Raw genomic sequence first — 16,501 nt, 5'->3', positions numbered from 1 at the left:
AGTTGGACGGTATAAGACGCCGCGTGGAACCTATGATCGCCGCGCGTCATCCGAGCATTCAAAGATCGAGTTTCGCATTTTCACCCAGATCAGGGCCATGATCGCCGAAGTATGCTTTGGTGACTTCAAAGGCCAACAGCAGTTTGTTTTTATCGTTATCCCAATATTCGGCGCGGGACGCATCAAGCGTGATCACAGACACGCTGTCGGGACCACCGGGGAAGAATACGTCGCAATACGGCCCCCAGAGTTTTTTGATCAATTGCTTGTCTTCCGTCATGCGCGCCTTGCCGGACACTGACGCAAATTGCATCGTTTTGGTATCGGCAAACGACAGGCACAGATTGCGGTTCAACAGCATTTCTTCGATCTTGGCACTGTCGTCGTCCGTCACGAACTGAATGGTGCGCGCGTCCTTGTTAACGAACGGGGCCATAGGGCGCGCGCGGATGTAGTCACCGTCTTCGGTCGTGACCATACAGGCCGGAATGCCAGCAATAATGTTCCAGAATTGATCGTGTTTAGTTGTCATTCGGTTTCCTCTGCTCGTTGCTTTGCGCGCGTCCCTCAACTGTGACGCCGACGACCCGCTCTAAATTTTCGGAGAAAGCTTAACTGTACAACTCCGTCGCACCGAGATGGTTCAATTATAAAATCGTACCTGTGCGAGCGCTATATCGGCGTGAAATTCCCGACCGACAGCCAGAACACCCAACCGGCGCAAATGCGCAGGGTCAAAGGCCAGATCATGCCTGTGGGCTGTAAAGTCGGCGAACGGCAATTGCACCGTTCTCCAATCTTTGTCCGCCTGAAATGCCTGTCGAAAGGATTGCCAAGGTTTATCAAGTTCGTTGGTACGCAAGCGCATCTCGTATGTCTCGCCATTGCCAAGAACGTCCACCTCAATGCCAGTCCAGCGGCTTGCATCGTACGCGCTACCCGATGCATTTATGTCGAAAGCCATTTGCAGAAAGCCGCCGTTGTTCTCGGTTGAGACCTCACCGTACAGACGCACCGCTGTGCGACCTTTGCGCTTTTCTGTCGTCAATGATCCCTGTGAGACGCCGCCCATGACGCCATCAGCGATGAACTCCCAGTCTGGTGTAAGTCTTTCTGTCATGGTCAATCAGTCCGCATTTTCAAAAGGGGTTTGGCTTGGTCATTCGCATCAAGAGGCTGGGCCGTCGTCACGGACGTCCGCTTGCACTTCCGACAGTTGATAGGCTGAAAAAACCGCCAAAAAGCTGAGAACAGCCAATATCACGAGGACAGTTTCAGCACCCGCCAGATCGGCAATAGCGCCCAATATCCCCCCAAGCAATAGAAGGGCACCGATCAACGTGTTCGAAAGCGCGGTGTAGACGGCTTTTTGACCATCGCTGTCCATATCGGTCAGGTGTGTCTTGCGGCCGGCCCGCGCTCCCTGATATGCAATTTGCGACACGAACACGTATGCCGCGATAAGTATGCCTGACCCCGCATCAAGAAGAAAACCTATCGTTGCGGCCACCGTCAGCGTTACACCCGACACGCCCCCTGCCAGCATAAGCGTTTGCCTGCTCGACCAGTCTGACAAGGCCCCCCAAAAATATGACGACGCGATGGACGCGATAGAGGATGCAAGAACAAGCAAACCGAGATTGCCAAAACCGTTATCCCCGTTTCCACTGCCCAGCATCACAAGGAAAGGTGGTGCCAGTGCCGTTGAAATAAGCTGTGCGCGCGTCGCGATATAATAGCGAAACTCTGTATCATCCTTAAGTGGGCGCATCAGGCCGGAAAGGGATACATCTGCATCAGATGCGCTGTTGTCGCTTGGTTCATTCAACGTGACAAACGTCAGCGCACCCAAGACCCACAAGCACCCCGCCAACGCGATTGCGCCGGATATCACCAGCGGTTCGCGCGGTAGCCAGCCGATGCTTAGAAGGATTGCAAAAGCGAAAACCCCGATTGCTGCAAGGGTTCCGGCACTACCCGACACTTTGCCGCGCGTGCCTTTTTCGACTGTGCGCGCAAGGATATCCTTATAGCTGGCAGAACAGGCAGAGCGTGCGACCGCAAGAACTGCCAACAGTGCAATAATGACCCAACCGGCGGTCTTGCCAGGCAGAAAAATCGCCGCTGCCGCCATCCCGAGAGCAGATAAACCTTGAACAGCGGCACCGATCGCCCAGAAATATTTGCGGATCTTTGCACGTTGAATGGCGCGGGCCAGCAAAAGCTGCGGCAACAGCGCGCCTGCCTCACGGACCGGGACCAGCAGGCCAATCAAAACGCCTGACGCCCCGATTGCGTTAAGCAACCATGCCAGCACCAATTTGGGATCAATCAGCCCATCCGCCAATTTGGTCAGCGTGAGGGAAGCAACGTGTATGCGGTAAGGACGGTTCATCATCGTTTACCGAGTCAACACGACATCGGTTTTCACGTCGATATCTCGCGTTGCCGCATCAATCAGATAGGCCGCGACATCGCGGCGTGAGATCATGCCCATCCGCCATTCGGACGGAGACCGCAACACGCGATATTGGCATGTTTTCTTGCTGTTCGTCAGGATGGTTGGGCGCACGATTGTCCAATCCGTTTCGCTTTGCATGATCATTGTTTCCTGACGACTTTTGTCTGCATAGGGTTTTCCAAAAATCGCTTTGTGTCCGATGCGTTCAAGCGTGCTCATCGCGTCTCTGCTGCGGCCTGCGCCAAATCCGGTGACAGCAATGAGCCGCGAAACTCCGACGTTGTCCATCTGGTCCAACAGGATGCGGGTGGAGTGTGAAAACAACGTCTCTTCTTGCCACAGCATCGATAAACGCTCTTTGATGCCCAAAGCATAAATGATGGCCCGCACGTCTTTCAACGCGGCAGCGACCTCGTGAGGATCGCGCGCATCGCCTGCTGCGATCTCAAGATTTGGCTCCGCAGAAAGCGTGTCCGCGCTTCGTGCAAATGCGCGCACCGGCAAATTGCGGGACAGTGCATCTTCAACTGCACATTTCCCTATGCCCGATGTGGCACCCATAATCAAAATCGGCTGCGTCATGCGCAAATCCTTCCGGCAGACCTGTTTAGTTCAGCAGATCTTCGTAAAATGAATGGAACCGGTGAGGCTGCGCGCCGTCCTTTCTCAGATCAAGTGCGCCACGTTTAGATACAAGTCCCCATGGTGCATCTGCGGATCTTTTCGATGCAAGGTGTTCGCACGGACGATCACAGCGCGCGTCAATTGCCGATGCGTTTTTCTGAGTTTGGACCGTCATAATTTTACCCCTTCACAGCAGGAAGCCTGAAACTGTCTTTTCTACGCTGCCGCTTGAAATAGTTTGGAACCTGCGCTCGCCAAGTGGCTGCGATAGCAAACGATCATGAGCGGCTGGCTGGACGTGATGCAGGGGCCAGCTACGTCGGGCTATATGAACAAAAAACACCCATCTTCGCTCACACGGCTATTTCGCCTGGCGCGGGGCACCCTTTCGCCACCACCTGGTACGGCACGCATCGCGATTGCGCTGATCTATGGCATCGTTTGCCATGTCATATTTGCGCTTGCGGTGTTATCGATGATTGTCGCGATGTTTCTTGGAATGAGCCTGAGTTTAGGAACCGTTCCCGCGCCTTGGTCGGTCCTGGCCAATGCAGCCCTGATCGCGCAATTTCCGATCGTGCATTCTATATTACTGACACCTTCTGGTGGGAAACTTCTCACGAAGTTAGCTCCCGCGAATCATGGTGAAACCCTACCCGAACAAAGACCGCGCCTTGATCAAAACTCTTTGGGGCTCATCCTGCGATGAGTTCCCCCGTCAGGCTGGGCGAAAGCGGTGTTGCGGTGATTGAGACCAACCCAACGCAGGCAGCATATCGAGACGGCAAATGAAAAATCGGTATCGCCGTGGAAAAGGCCAAGGCTATCTTTCAAATCACAGATCGGACATTGGAGAGACCGCCAAGCTTATCCTTTAAAATCTTGCGGGATCGGCCAACCTCGATCCCGCAATGCAAATTTACGCGCCCGGTAATTCCGGCAATATCTTATCCAGCGTTGCCGGGTAGTCACGTACTCGCACGCCAGACGCATTGAAGATGGCGTTGGTGATTGCTGCGCCAGCGCCTGAAATGCCCAATTCCCCGACACCCTTGGACTGGATTGGGTTGGCCCAACTGTCGCGCTCTTCAAGAAACACAACGTCCAACTGCGGCACGTCCAAATTCACCGGAATGTGGTATTCGGCCAGATTGTGGTTCACGATATGCCCGTCGCGGTGGTCGTGTACCAATTCTTCGGTCAGCGCCGCACCAATGCCAAAGATCATACCGCCGTAGCACTGTGAACGGGCCGTCCGTTCATTTAGGATACGCCCCGCCGAGAAGACACCAAGCATCCGACGCACACGTGTTTCACCTGTCACAACATTCACTGCAACCTCTGCAAAATGAGCGCCAAAACCCGCTTGCTCCACAGCGCTGCTGGTGTCACCGGGCTCAATCTGGCCAACTGCGGTAAAATCGACAGTCAGAGTCTCAGCTAGGGATTTCTGAACATTGCCGGTAGTAACAACACCATCCTTCAAAGTGATGTCAGCGGGAGCAGCGTCCACCATCTGGGCGATGTCTTTGCGCAAGCTTTGACACGCCAAAAACACAGCGGACCCGACCGAGCTCGCACCCCATGAACCACCAGAACCAGCAGCCGCCGGAAAGTCAGTATCACCCAGTTTCACGGTCACGCTTTCCAATGGCAGGCCAAGCATCTCGGCCGCAATCTGGCCGAGGATAGTATAGGTGCCAGTGCCAATATCGGTCATATCCGTTTCAACGGTGACGGTCGCATCAGCATGCAAAGTCACGCGGGCTTTTGCATCTGACAGGATGTTGCCACGTGCCGCCGATGACATACCCATACCGATCAGCCACTCGCCATCGCGCACCTGACCGGGCGTCGCGCTACGGGCAGACCAACCAAATTTTTCCGCGCCTAGCGCCAGGCAATCAGCAAATCTGCGCGACGAAAAATCCTTGTCGTTTTCGGGATGCTTTTCGGGGATATTGCGCAGACGCAACTCAACCGGATCAATGCCCGAGTTGTGCGCTAATTCATCCATCGCGTTTTCAAGCGCCAGCATGCCGATGGCTTCACCCGGTGCACGCATGGAACCCGCACAGGTCCGGTGAACACGTGCGATGCGGTGCGCGTATGCGCGGTTCTTGCCAGCGTAAAGAAAATGGGTGGCCAATGCGACAGGCTCACTGAACCCCTCGCCCGGTAAGTTCGATACTGTCGCATCGTGACCTATCGCCGTTAAATTGCCGTCTATGTCAGCAGCCAATCTCAAGCGCTGCAGTGTCGAACTCCGCCTGATCGTCGCCTCGAAGACTTGTGGGCGGGTCATGACGACCCGCACAGGTCGGTTCAATTCTTTCGCTGCGATGGCCGCCGCAACAGCCTCGGGTGCCAACCCCAGTTTAGAACCAAATCCGCCCCCCACGTAAGGCGCCAGAATGCGCACATTCTTTGGTTCAATACCCAACGCATCTGCCAGTTCGTTGCGGTTATATTTCAACATCTGGTAAGAACCATGCAGTGTCAACTTGTCTCCCGCCCACTGCGCAATCGACGCATGCGGTTCCATCGCGGCGCTGTTCTGAGAGGGCGTGGTGTAAGTCTTGTCAACACTGAAAGCGGCCTGCGCCATCGCGGTACTGACATCGCCTTGCGCAGTTTGTTTCGCATCTGGCAATTCAATCTGTGCAGTCCCATCAAGTGGGTCGGTCACCGCGTCTTCGGAATGATAGTTTACAGTAATATTCTGTGCGGCGTGGCGTGCCTGCTCAAAACCATCCGCGACGACCAAAGCAATAGGTTGGCCGAAGTAAGCGACTTCTGAAGCGCCTTGAACGGGTGCCTCGTTTGCGGTGCCCTGCGCCGGGTTTCGCAACAGCCGCTCATCGGTAATCACAGACAAAACACCCGGCATGGCCAGCGCTGAAACCTTGTCAATGGAGGCCACGCGGCCCTTGGCGATTGTTGCACGTACAAAAACGCCGACCGCCTCGGAGCCATCCCCGATCTCGGCTGCATATTTTGCTTGGCCCGTAACTTTTACAGGTCCATCAAGGCGCGGTGCACCAGTTCCTATAACGCCTTGTGCCATTTCAGCCAAAACATCCTCTGACTGGCTGTCCATTTTATGACGTGCGTTCATTTACTTACCTCCGTGGCGTTCTTTAGAACCGCTTTGAGCGTGCGACGAGTCAATGGGATTTTGAAGTCATTTGCGCCGTATCCAGTCGCCTCAGCCAGCAAGATATCTGCGGCCTGATCAAACAGCGCATCTGATGGCGTCTGCCCAATCAGCACGTCTTCGACCGAAAAGTTTCGCCACGGTTTGGGTGCTAGGCCCCCGAATGCCAACGCGACATCGGCGATCTTGCCTCCTTCCATCCGCACGACGGCAGCGATAGAAACAAGCGCAAACGCATAAGATGCACGGTCACGAACCTTGCGGTAAATGTGCAGACCCTCCTTAGGTGCAGGCAACGTAATAGCTGTGATCAAATCGCCCGCCTTAAGCATAGTTTCAACATCGGGCGTCGTTCCGGGCAGCTTGTATAGGTCATCCAGGCCAATGCTGCGGGTTTCACCGCTGGCCTCTTCGACCTCGACCACGGCATCCAAAGCCATCATTGCCACGGCCATGTCGGACGGATGGGTCGCGATGCAATGGTCGCTCGTCCCGAGGATCGCAAGAATACGGTTGAACCCGTTACGGGCTTGGCAGCCGCTGCCTGGTTGGCGCTTGTTACAGGGCATGGCGGTGTCATAAAAGTAAGCGCACCGCGTCCGTTGAAGCAAATTTCCACCGGTAGTGGCCTTGTTTCTCAACTGCCCGGATGCACCGGCAAGCAGCGCGCGGGACAATACCTCGTAATCACGCCTCACGTGGTCGTGTGCCGCAAGATCGCTATTTGTAACCAGCGCGCCAATCCGCATGCCGCCATCATCGGCCAAAGTGATCTCGTGCAGGTCTAACCTGTTAATGTCCACTAATGTCGCCGGTGACATTACCTCAAGCTTCATCAAATCAATCAGGTTGGTGCCGCCAGCGATAATTGCGGCTCCGTGATTTGACGCGGCCTTCGTTGCCTCGGAAGCTGACCCTGCACGCTGATACTCAAAAGACTTCATTGGTTGGTCTCCTGCGCGGCATCCTTGATTGAAATAACGATCCCTGTGTACGCGGAACACCGACACAGATTGCCACTCATCCGCTCCGAGATTTCCGCATCCGACAGGGCCATGTCCCCTTGCAGCGAAGCCGAAACGTTGGAAGGCCACCCCGCCTTGGCTTCCTCCAGCATCGCAGTCGCAGAACATATCTGACCGGCAGTGCAATAACCGCATTGGAACCCATCATGCTTGATGAACGCCTTTTGCAATGCTGACATTTCGTCAGGAGTACCCAAACCTTCGATGGTAGTGATTTCGTCGCCGTCGTGCATGCACGCCAAGGTCAGACAGGAATTGATGCGTTGTCCGTTAACCAGAATTGTGCACGCGCCGCACTGGCCATGGTCGCAGCCCTTTTTGGTTCCTGTCAGGTCCAGGTTGTGCCGCAAAAGGTCTAATAAAGTGGTGCGACTATCAACGTTCACACTGTGCGTTTTGCCATTGATCGAGAGGGTCGTTCTGTAGGTCATTGCGGCGTCTTTCTTCTAATTTTCTATGAAGCGAAGCTTTGAATTTAGGGTTCAATAGTGGCAAACGTTTGGGTGCCAAGAAGGTTCCGCGCTTGCATGCCTTCCGTTAAGTGAGGCGGCACATTCATTTATGTTGCCACCAGGTTAAAACGTCCGCCTCTGCGCAAAGTAGAAATGTCCCACTTGCTGTGACGGGAGCATCGCTGGAGAGGGTGGAGGGGTCATATATCAGACCGATGAACAGCCATGCGTTTTTAGTATCCACTTATTGGTCTAAACCCCCGTCTTCCAGACGGGATCGCTTTAGCACGAAGAATCGTCTTATGATCTTATCCTCCCCAGAAATGAGCCGTCGCAGGTCTTAAGCCGTGCGATTTCGCAAGCTGATCTTGTAATTGTCCCAATGCAGCCGACCGCCTTGGATGCTGAGATCGGTTCAGAGGCTTTGGCTCTTGTTAGAGAAGAAGAAGAGGCGCTGAGCCGGACAATTAAACATGCAGTGGTCCTGACCAAGACAAGCGCAGCAGTAAAAAGCCGGGTACAAAAAGAACTTGAGAACCAATTGCGTGGGGCAGGGATTGATATGATTGAACCGTCCCTCGTGGCCCGCGCGGCGTTTTCGGAACTTTTTGCCTACGGCGGTGATCTTACTTTGATGCTGAACAACCCAGAAATTGTGACTGGCGGTAAGGTGGATAAGGCTCTCCTAAACGCTCAGGCATTTGCGGAGGCGGTATATGAGCGGCTCAAATAGATTAGCAGGCCTCACGGCCCGGCCAAAAGACACAGGCCCAGCAGAGGTGCGTAAGGTTGATGAAGTGGGTGAGGCTCGCGGCTTTGTTGACCGCACACCAAGGAAAATGCCTGGGCGGAAACCAAGTCCAAGGACCTATCAGTTGCATCCAAAGGTTTTTCCTAAGGTGGAAGAGGCTATAGCAAGTGAAGCTGAACGCCTTGGTATCACCCAAGGACAGCTCATCGAACAGATGTGGGAAACCTATCAAGAGTCGTCATAGGTGATGAAAGTTCATCTCGAAAACATGATCCTGACAGGAACGTTGCTCGATACTATCGGATGAAGCCAGCCATTGGGATGAATTTCCTTGGATCAAGTGGATCAGTTGCTAATTGATGGCTTTTGGTCCCTCTGAGCGCGATTGTTATACTTTTTAGCCTGTGGAAAATGGCACCTTAACTTTGATGCGCAGAACGTATTGAAGTCTGTCAGGTCGTCAATTATCGACAGTTTTAACTATTGATTAAGGGTTCTTTCATGAAATACCAAAGTGTAATTTGTTGTTTACTTTCAACGGCAGCCATTTCAACTGCAGCGAGTGCCGACGTCATCGTCGCAGGCAACGGCGCTTTCCCGTTAGATCTGGAAGAGAACTCAATCAATCTGTCCGACAACGTGGTTGCAGGCAACTCAATCATTGTGAATCAAGTGTTTCAGTTCTTTCGTGATGCAACGATTGAAGTGAATTCCGACAGAACCATTTTTAACGATTTTGCTCTTGGGGGCGTGCAAACCGTCGGGCAAACGGAAATAAGTACCAGCGGGAACCTCGCGATCGGCACTGCTGCTGGCGCGTTGCCAGTCGTGGGATACAATGGAGCAACTGGTGAGTTGATCGTGACGGGCCCCGAAGCAAGAGTTGAGATTGGCGAGAATGCGTTTATCGGTAGCGCGTTTCCGGAAATCATAGAACTTGATTTTGGCAACGAAGACATTCGGGATTTTGAGTTCTCACGGGAAAACAGAAACGGCGGCGTTGGTACGATCACGATCAAAGAGGGCGGCTCGCTACAAATCGGACCGGATATTGATGAAACAACTGACAACCGCGGGTTTATGCGCATCGGTGAAGTGGTCGGCAAATATACTGTGAATGGGCTACCGCAATCTGTTGATATAAACGGCCCAGACGCATTTAACGGGGTTGTCACGGTCACAGGCGCCGGTTCGTCGGCCTTTTCTGGAGATATCAGTATCGGAAACTCCGTCACGGATGGCACGGGCCATCTGCGGATACGCGATAGCGGCAAAGTGACAGCGCAGAACCTTGAGTTTCTGGGAGAAAGAAACACACCAGTGAATTTAGCGGAGTATGATCAATTACGGGAATTCGGCTTTGAAGACGATGATCTTTATGCCGATTTTGGGACCACCCGCATTGATTTTGGCTCCAGAGTGTCTGTAGAGGGGGCAGGATCGGAATTGGAAACCGGGAACCTGTTTGTTGGTTTGCATCGTGACCTTGCCGCCGCAGAGGACATCAATGCTTTAACCGACAAACCCGTTGCGCGTCTTGATGTGTCAGCCGGTGGCACGGTAAATGTAGCAAATGGCTTCGGTCCTGTTGGCGTAGGCGCTGCTGGAACCGGTATCGTGCGCATCGGTGATTTTGGAGGCACCGATTCAGGCCTGCTGTCATCCCTCAACTTGCTGGACCCCTTGATTACGAAGGAATTCACTGACGAATTCGACGGTGAGGTTTTTGTTTTCGAAGACGAGGTTTCTGAAGCGATTTTCGGATCTGGCGGGCAATTACAAATCGGGGAAAGCTATATTGTGTCGGGCAGCGCACGTCAGATTGAGCCGGGAAACGGCATTGTCGAAGTTGGTAAGAACGGACTGCTGAACGTGGCCTCGTCCATTGATATCGGCGGGCACAATCCAAGTTTAGGCTTTGGTTTCAGCGATACCGAATCGCCGAATTCAAAAGGTGAATTGATTGTGTCAGACGGCGGCATTGTTACCGTCGGTCAGGACTTTGAATTCTTTGGTGGGTTTCTGAAGGGCCAAATTGACGTGGACCAAGGGGGACGCATCTCCGGCGACGGAGGCACCATCGTTGCAGATGTCAATCTGCAAGGCGGCACGATTGCGCCCGGTGCGTCGCCAGGCCGGTTGGATATTGATGGTAATCTGACGGTAACGTCGGGTCTTCTTGAGTTTGAGATTGCCGGCAACGAAGCGGGACTGTTTGACCAATTGTTCGTATCAGGCAGTCTTTTGACACCAAACGGGCTCGACATCTCGATCTCTTTTTTGGATGAGTTTTTACCTTCGACGGATGATGTGTTTGACCTTTTCAAAGTGGCCGGGTCAGCTTCAATATTTGACACGCCCGAGCTGATCAACTTTTCGGTGGCCGGGGTGCCCGATTCTTCAGCCTTCTTGATCGATTTTATCTCCGGCGTGGTCAGCTTCGCACAGAGCGACACGCCGGTGTCAGCGGTCCCTCTTCCAGCCGGATTGCCGATGCTGGCTAAGGGTTTGTTTGCCTTTGGTTATATATGGCGCCGCAAGACCAAGAGCACCTGCACAAAGGCCACCTGATCCAAAAGGCCTAACGTGTGAGTGACCCGTCGGAGGGTACGAAGCATATCGACAATTTGGTCGCCATCATACACAAACGCCCAACAGAACTACTGTTGGACGTTTGTGCGGTGGCGAGATGTCAAATGCAGGCGCTAAGCCTCTGATGTAGTTGGCGTCGGAAGCGCGTGCAAAAAACACAACTTCTATCCAGGTGCTCAGGTATTTAACACAATTACTAAAAGTGTTAAATCGCGGGACTGCAGATGAAGCACCACTTCGCTATACGCGAACGAATGACCAAGCCTAACACTTTTAACCGACAGCAACAGCATCGGTAATATTTACCTGTCTGCATTTCGGTTTCTAAATTTATGACACTTTTCAACAATCGTCAGGATTGGCAAAACAAAAATAGCAAAATCCACAATACCCGGATTCTGAAAAAGGTCTGGACCGATTTCGGGAAAAAACTTCATCGCTAAAAACAATAGCCAGCCAAAAAATACTGCCAGTAATTCCCTTATCTCTTCACGAAGGTACTGCCTCAAGGTAATACGCGATTGTTTCATTCTAATTTCCACCTGTACCAAGACCGTCAGCTGACTGAGTTTTTCAGGCACGCCAATTGATGGCAATTTAACGGTATGAGCCATAGTGTTAAGCACAGCCCCTGCGTCAACAGGGATAAGTCGCAAAGACTTCAATTTTCCTTCATTTTAAGAGGTTCTAGGCTGACCTGATGGTAGTTCCGGTGGGCACTTGCGCGAATGGATGCTTCCTGCACATCTAAGCATCGCCAAGGGATACCGTCTTCTGACCTTCGCCAACGAATATCGCCTACTTCTCTGGCAATGACGTCAGATTGGAGCAATTTTCCATCCCGATCAAAATAGACGAAATATCCTGCACCTTCCGGTATTGGGAAAATATCGACCTTTTTTAACATGGAAATTGACAAGTCGCTCACCCCGAGATCGGCTGCACTTTCTGCGTTAAAATACGCGCCTAAACTACAAATGTGCGCTGTTTCGGATGGAACTAGCTCCGACACCGAAAACATCATCGTGTCACCCTGCGGCGTTTTCTTGATCAGCGCAGTGTTGAAAAACAATTCTGTCTGATTGCTGCATCCAAACAGTGCAAGTAACCCACATAATGAGGCAAATTTTTTACCCCAAATATTCGAATTCACCTTGTCATCCATCCGAATTTTTGTAAGCGGTTTCAGCTCTGTTTGTCAAATTTTCACGGCGTGAGTTCTTCGATCCGTGCGCTTGGGTGGTCGCGGTGATGGTTTCCAGAATTGCTGTCAGGTAGACATAGGGTTCGACGTTGTTGAGAAACAGCTTCGGCCCGTCCAAGTGCTTGGCAACAGACTCACTGCTGGCCTCCCCTTTGACGACGATTTAACACAATACCCCATTCTGTTAAACGCAGCCGCCTCCGTCAACGTGGATAAGTCACATATGAGCGTAATTTCCTCTTCATGGTTTAACGGTTTTCGGATAAAATGTTAAATATGAGTGAAATGAGCCTCCATGACAGTCACGGCAACCGCCTCTATCTGAACGCAGAAGAGCGCGCAGCCTTCCTCGATGTGGCGCGTAAACAGCCCGCGCGGGATCGCACGTTATGTGAAACGCTGCACTTCACCGGCTGTCGGCCCTCTGAGCTGATCGAGATCACGCCAGCCCGGATTGATCTGTCAGGCGGCACGGTTGCCCTGCGGTCTCTCAAGAAGCGCAAGGACGCCTCTGGGGCGCAAAAGATCGTCTATCGCACCGTGCCTGTGCCGCCCGATTACCTGGATACGCTTAACACGGCGCACGGTATTCGCGAGGCGCAGAAGTCGCGCAAGCTGGCTGCCGCGCCGATCTGGCCGCTCAGCCGCGTGCGGATTTGGCAGATCGTCAAGCGCCTCATGATCGAGGCTGGGATCACAGATGCGCCGCATCGCAGCCCCAAAGGATTGCGCCACGGGTTCGGGATCAACGCCACGGTGAACAGCATTCCACTGCACATGCTGCAAAAGTGGATGGGCCACGCCCAGCTCAGCACGACCGCGATCTATGCCGATGCTGTGGGCAAAGAAGAACAGGACATCGCATCGAGAATGTGGGGGTAGGGGACATGCATCTGACGCGAACAAATGAGGGCGCAAACCTGTACCGATACTACCGGATTCAGATTGTGCGCGGCCTCTTTGGCGACTGGGGTTTGATCCGTGAATGGGGACGTATTGGCTCTTCAGGGCGGGTGCGGACAGACTGGTTCGACAGCGAGGCCGACGCGAAAGATGCGCGGTTCGAGCTGCACATGCAGAAGGCCAAGCGGGGCTATGAGTAGGGCAGGGCAGTCTTGTTGCGCAAACCTGAGCACAATAACGATCTTGCGCTACAAAGTTTTAAGCAGGCTAAGTCATTGAATATACTTCGCCGCGCGCAGCTCGGTTTTTCCGCAGGGTCGGGATTACGCAGCTTGGCGGAAATTGTGGGATTACGATGAAATGAAACTTAAAGTCGCCATTCGGAACGCCATCAAAGGCGTCATTTTTCTTTCGGGTGCTGTTGGGATTGTGTTGATTACTCGTTTGTCTGCTACCAGCTCGTACCCAGATGAGAGCGATTTTCTATTGCTCTTTCGTTCTGCACTTATGGTGGTTTCGGTTCTTCTTACTTTTTCTATCTGATCTGCGGCGCGTTGTTTCCTGTTGTTTACACGTTTTTTTACAACGTTCTATTGAGTGATGAGCAAAAGAACGGGGCGGTTAAGATACTTAATCCGCTACTTATTGACGAAATGAAAAGATGACCACGATTAGCATTTATGGGCAAATTGGCCCTTACGGAATATCGGTAGGCGCGAATCCTAGAAGACCAGTTCTGGTGCCTGACGTCAGCGCATGCTGGATAGATTGGAGGATTTGAACTTCCGCATACTGTTCTTCATAGCCTGTCGTCACATATCGAAGCTGCTATTTGCATTGCAACAGGCTATTAGATCAGATCCTCAAGGCGTGCAGAATATAAACAACATAATGAACCTTATCAAATTTGATTATCGTTCGTACCCGTCATCGCGACCACCATCCATTGATCTAGCGTTGAAATCATGCGTGAGACTAGGACCATCGGGTTGTTGATCAAGTGATTGACCCTGTGCAGGCATGCTGTGGCCAGTGCTAGAAGCAGCTTTCGGCGGATAACGCGATGCCGTCTTGGTCGAGGCCCGCAAGCGATCTGCCCGTGACAGAACACTTATCGAAACGCTACACTTCACCGGCCGCCGCCCGTCCGAGCTGATCGAGATCACGCCAGCGCGGATTGATCTGTCAGGGGGCACGGTGACGATCCGGTCTTTGAAGAAGCGCAAGGATGCCATTCGGCTACGTGAGCCAAGAGTTTCTATCGGAGGCAAAATTAAGAAATATCTTCAAACAGTAGGCTTCTGGTGAAGTATTGCTTAAGGTAAAGGGTTAGACACATGTGCCATTCAAGCGTTCATTAATAGTCGTCTAGAGACTTAATTTCTGGTTTAGAAAGTTCGGATTATGTCGCTGTATCAACGCCCTGAACTGCTTTTGAAGTATGTAGTTGCCTACTTGGCGGTCTTTCTTATCTTCCTTTTGACCTTAACAATCGTGTGGTCACAAGGCCGCTATTGGGGATCAGCTTGGCTTGGGCAGGGGGACTATGCTGAACGCCAGAAAGCACATCACCAGTTCGTTTGTCGCCCACAGGTAGGGCCGAAATCGCCAAATTCGGGCGATTCCGACCAGATACGCCACAGGTATTTCTCGTTGATGGAAGTAACTCGTCAGGAGGTGTCTCCGTCCGACTTTGTAGGGAAGTTTCAACGATTTATTCTGTGTTCGAATTTTTCGCGTGTCGGGGTTGGCTCAGTACAATTAGCCGCTACCGGTAGCGGAAGTTTCTTTTTGGATGAGATGCATGTTGAAGAAGCCCAAATTCGACAAGGTGAATTCGCAGCAATTTTGGATCGCTATCCTGCAGTGCCGGGCTATTTATCGGACGAGATCATGTGCCTTCTCCGTCATATGGCGCAAGATAAAAGCCAATTGGAACAAGAGATGTGTTCGGGCGCGCCCGAGGAAGATGTGGAAACAATCGATCCCCCATCGACCGGCCCGCCCTCTGTTCCCACGGCAACGGGCTCTCCTGGCCCATGGATTTTGGTGTCGGGTGCCGATCAATCTGATGCCGGGGCGCTCCACGAAGTCAAAGCTGCACGAAATGTATTGGCCGGGACGGAGGGGTTTGGATCGACTGAAGTGTTCCTCATCCGATCGTGGCGACGCACGGTGACCTATTTTGATAGCAAACCTGACGCCGAACAGGCTCTTAATGCGAAAAAGAGCAAACTGCGCTACGGCGGATACATTCGCAATACGACCGAATGGTGTGACAATATACCGACAGCACCTGAGCGAACAGTAGACGGGGTCAGGTTCTGGCGGTGCAGTTCCTAAACCAGAACTATCGCTCAAGGATGGGTTAAGCGCTCTGTACATGTATCAAGCAACACCGCCCATCGGCAATGATGAAGCGAAAGGCGCTTTTCGTTAATATGGCATGCAGCTTAGGGTCGCCTTGACCCTCTTGCGAAGTTGAGTCTGTGGTCGAGTAGTTCGAGAAAATCCTCGTTGTTGTATGCCTGAGAGCGCTGAATATATTTCAGCGGTATCTCACATAGAAGAGCGAGCAAGAAGGCGCGAACAACGGGCTTTCATGTCTATACGCGGCAGTTCCACGGAAGCAAAAGACAAAGTCAATTCGCTTTCCTAACCCGCCATAACATTCAGAGTCGACTTGCGCCCTCTGTTGCGGTTCCAGTTTTGAATAAGTGCTGACAACTCAAAAATTAGACGGACAACCGCTTCCTGGGCAAGGCGGACCGGGAAGCCGCGTCGGTCCTGTCGAACGCGCAACGCCACACGCACTTTCTGGACAGTCCGCGCATCGTGCAGGCCATGTCCCGATCCGATTTCCACTTCGCCGACCTGCGCCACCGGATCACCTCGGTGTTCCTCGTGCTGCCGCCCAACCGGATGGATGCCTACAGCCGCTGGCTGCGTCTCCTCGTCTCTCAGGCTCTCCAGGACATCGCACGGGACGCCGGGGCCACAAAAGGCCCGTGCTCCTCTGCCCTCTCCGGGGCTCCTGCGGCCCCTCTGAGCGCCACTGGGTGGCCTTTTTTAAGATCTCCCTCTTCTCCTTCAGGAGTCGGTTCTCCCGTCGAAGTCGATCATTCTCTTGAGCGAGGCTCAAATCCTCTTTCGACACCACGTCTGTATCTCGGTGCGCGGTGATCCATTTGTTCAGCGTCGACATCCCGACACCCAGATCGCCAGCCACCTGCTTGCGCGTCAGCCCACTGGTCAATGCGATACGCATTGCATCTTGGCGGAATTCGTCCGTCCGTTTCAGTCCCATAGCCCGTCTCCTTTGGTGCAGTAAA

The 16,501-nt window shown here is 52.8% G+C and carries 19 protein-coding genes and 1 pseudogene; 10 read left to right on the top strand and 10 right to left on the bottom strand.

Features of this window, described 5'->3' with window-relative positions; translation table 11 throughout:
* Nucleotides 1–58: 58 nt before the first annotated feature.
* The 4 genes from ROLI_RS14500 to ROLI_RS14485 all read right to left on the bottom strand — a co-directional run bounded on the left by ROLI_RS14500 (nucleotide 59) and on the right by ROLI_RS14485 (nucleotide 3,043).
* Entirely contained in the window at nucleotides 59–532 is a 474-nt protein-coding gene (locus ROLI_RS14500; RefSeq protein WP_187429682.1) for a pyridoxamine 5'-phosphate oxidase family protein, read from the bottom strand.
* Nucleotides 533–643: 111 nt separating this feature from the next.
* Complete coding sequence (locus ROLI_RS14495; RefSeq protein WP_187429758.1) at nucleotides 644–1,120, bottom strand: CIA30 family protein; 477 nt, start codon at nucleotides 1,118–1,120, stop codon at nucleotides 644–646.
* A gap of 48 nt (nucleotides 1,121–1,168) precedes the next feature.
* Complete coding sequence (locus ROLI_RS14490) at nucleotides 1,169–2,395, bottom strand: MFS transporter (RefSeq protein ID WP_187429759.1); 1,227 nt, start codon at nucleotides 2,393–2,395, stop codon at nucleotides 1,169–1,171.
* A 6-nt stretch (nucleotides 2,396–2,401) separates the two neighbouring features.
* Entirely contained in the window at nucleotides 2,402–3,043 is a 642-nt protein-coding gene (locus ROLI_RS14485) for an NAD(P)-dependent oxidoreductase (protein WP_187429683.1), read from the bottom strand.
* A gap of 322 nt (nucleotides 3,044–3,365) precedes the next feature.
* Between ROLI_RS14485 and ROLI_RS14480 the strand changes: the two genes are divergently transcribed.
* Nucleotides 3,366–3,794, top strand: coding sequence for a hypothetical protein (locus tag ROLI_RS14480; RefSeq protein ID WP_187429684.1), 429 nt, complete (start codon nucleotides 3,366–3,368; stop codon nucleotides 3,792–3,794).
* A 210-nt stretch (nucleotides 3,795–4,004) separates the two neighbouring features.
* Here ROLI_RS14480 and ROLI_RS14475 read toward each other — a convergent pair whose 3' ends face one another.
* From ROLI_RS14475 to ROLI_RS14465, 3 genes are read right to left on the bottom strand one after another with little or no spacing between them, the layout of a single operon-like run.
* A complete protein-coding gene (locus tag ROLI_RS14475; RefSeq protein ID WP_187429685.1) occupies nucleotides 4,005–6,203 on the bottom strand; it encodes a xanthine dehydrogenase family protein molybdopterin-binding subunit in 2,199 nt (732 codons plus the stop codon).
* Nucleotides 6,200–7,186 (bottom strand): xanthine dehydrogenase family protein subunit M, encoded by a 987-nt coding sequence (locus ROLI_RS14470; RefSeq protein ID WP_187429686.1) that lies wholly within the window; start codon nucleotides 7,184–7,186, stop codon nucleotides 6,200–6,202. The genes ROLI_RS14475 and ROLI_RS14470 overlap by 4 nt, the downstream gene beginning before the upstream one ends.
* On the bottom strand, nucleotides 7,183–7,698 hold the full coding sequence (locus ROLI_RS14465) for a 2Fe-2S iron-sulfur cluster-binding protein (RefSeq protein WP_187429687.1): 516 nt from the start codon (nucleotides 7,696–7,698) through the stop codon (nucleotides 7,183–7,185). Before ROLI_RS14465 ends, ROLI_RS14470 begins: the two co-directional genes overlap by 4 nt.
* A gap of 418 nt (nucleotides 7,699–8,116) precedes the next feature.
* On the opposite strand from ROLI_RS14465, the gene ROLI_RS14460 reads away from it, so the two are divergent.
* From ROLI_RS14460 to ROLI_RS14450, 3 genes are all read left to right on the top strand, one after another.
* Nucleotides 8,117–8,452, top strand: a complete 336-nt coding sequence (locus ROLI_RS14460; protein ID WP_222869472.1) for a hypothetical protein — start codon at nucleotides 8,117–8,119, stop codon at nucleotides 8,450–8,452.
* The gene (locus tag ROLI_RS14455; RefSeq protein WP_187429689.1) at nucleotides 8,436–8,714 is read left to right on the top strand and encodes a chromosome partitioning protein ParB; all 279 of its coding nucleotides are present in this window, start codon (nucleotides 8,436–8,438) and stop codon (nucleotides 8,712–8,714) included. The genes ROLI_RS14460 and ROLI_RS14455 overlap by 17 nt, the downstream gene beginning before the upstream one ends.
* A gap of 257 nt (nucleotides 8,715–8,971) precedes the next feature.
* Nucleotides 8,972–11,041: a hypothetical protein gene (locus ROLI_RS14450; RefSeq protein ID WP_187429690.1), complete on the top strand. Its 2,070-nt coding sequence runs from the start codon at nucleotides 8,972–8,974 to the stop codon at nucleotides 11,039–11,041.
* Between the two features lie 323 nt (nucleotides 11,042–11,364).
* Here the strand turns inward: ROLI_RS14450 and ROLI_RS14445 are convergent, their stop codons facing one another.
* A complete protein-coding gene (locus ROLI_RS14445) occupies nucleotides 11,365–11,727 on the bottom strand; it encodes a hypothetical protein (RefSeq protein WP_222869473.1) in 363 nt (120 codons plus the stop codon).
* Entirely contained in the window at nucleotides 11,724–12,215 is a 492-nt protein-coding gene (locus tag ROLI_RS14440; protein ID WP_222869474.1) for a hypothetical protein, read from the bottom strand. Before ROLI_RS14440 ends, ROLI_RS14445 begins: the two co-directional genes overlap by 4 nt.
* Before the next feature lie 336 nt (nucleotides 12,216–12,551).
* Here ROLI_RS14440 and ROLI_RS14435 point away from each other — a divergent pair, with 336 nt between their 5' ends.
* From ROLI_RS14435 to ROLI_RS23980, 6 genes are all read left to right on the top strand, one after another.
* Nucleotides 12,552–13,148, top strand: a complete 597-nt coding sequence (locus tag ROLI_RS14435; RefSeq protein ID WP_262386470.1) for a site-specific integrase — start codon at nucleotides 12,552–12,554, stop codon at nucleotides 13,146–13,148.
* Nucleotides 13,149–13,153: 5 nt separating this feature from the next.
* Nucleotides 13,154–13,369 carry a WGR domain-containing protein gene (locus ROLI_RS14430; protein WP_187429695.1) on the top strand — a complete coding sequence of 72 codons (216 nt, stop codon included), beginning with the start codon at nucleotides 13,154–13,156 and terminating at the stop codon, nucleotides 13,367–13,369.
* Nucleotides 13,370–13,529: 160 nt separating this feature from the next.
* A complete protein-coding gene (locus ROLI_RS14425; RefSeq protein WP_187429696.1) occupies nucleotides 13,530–13,712 on the top strand; it encodes a hypothetical protein in 183 nt (60 codons plus the stop codon).
* A gap of 528 nt (nucleotides 13,713–14,240) precedes the next feature.
* A complete protein-coding gene (locus tag ROLI_RS14420; protein WP_262386471.1) occupies nucleotides 14,241–14,477 on the top strand; it encodes a site-specific integrase in 237 nt (78 codons plus the stop codon).
* Nucleotides 14,478–14,573: 96 nt separating this feature from the next.
* On the top strand, nucleotides 14,574–15,512 hold the full coding sequence (locus ROLI_RS14415; protein ID WP_187429697.1) for a hypothetical protein: 939 nt from the start codon (nucleotides 14,574–14,576) through the stop codon (nucleotides 15,510–15,512).
* A 411-nt stretch (nucleotides 15,513–15,923) separates the two neighbouring features.
* The gene (locus ROLI_RS23980; RefSeq protein WP_405049027.1) at nucleotides 15,924–16,352 is read left to right on the top strand and encodes a type IV secretory system conjugative DNA transfer family protein; all 429 of its coding nucleotides are present in this window, start codon (nucleotides 15,924–15,926) and stop codon (nucleotides 16,350–16,352) included.
* Here ROLI_RS23980 and ROLI_RS14405 read toward each other — a convergent pair.
* A pseudogene (locus tag ROLI_RS14405) lies at nucleotides 16,234–16,476 on the bottom strand (transposase); the annotation flags it as partial. The gene ROLI_RS23980 and the pseudogene ROLI_RS14405 sit on opposite strands and share 119 nt — an antisense overlap.
* Nucleotides 16,477–16,501: the final 25 nt, after the last annotated feature.

The sequence above is a fragment of the Roseobacter fucihabitans genome, assembly GCF_014337925.2.
Classification (GTDB): domain Bacteria; phylum Pseudomonadota; class Alphaproteobacteria; order Rhodobacterales; family Rhodobacteraceae; genus Roseobacter; species Roseobacter fucihabitans.
Note: the sequence above shows the minus strand (reverse complement) of the source record. Positions and strands in the feature narration are given on the sequence as shown.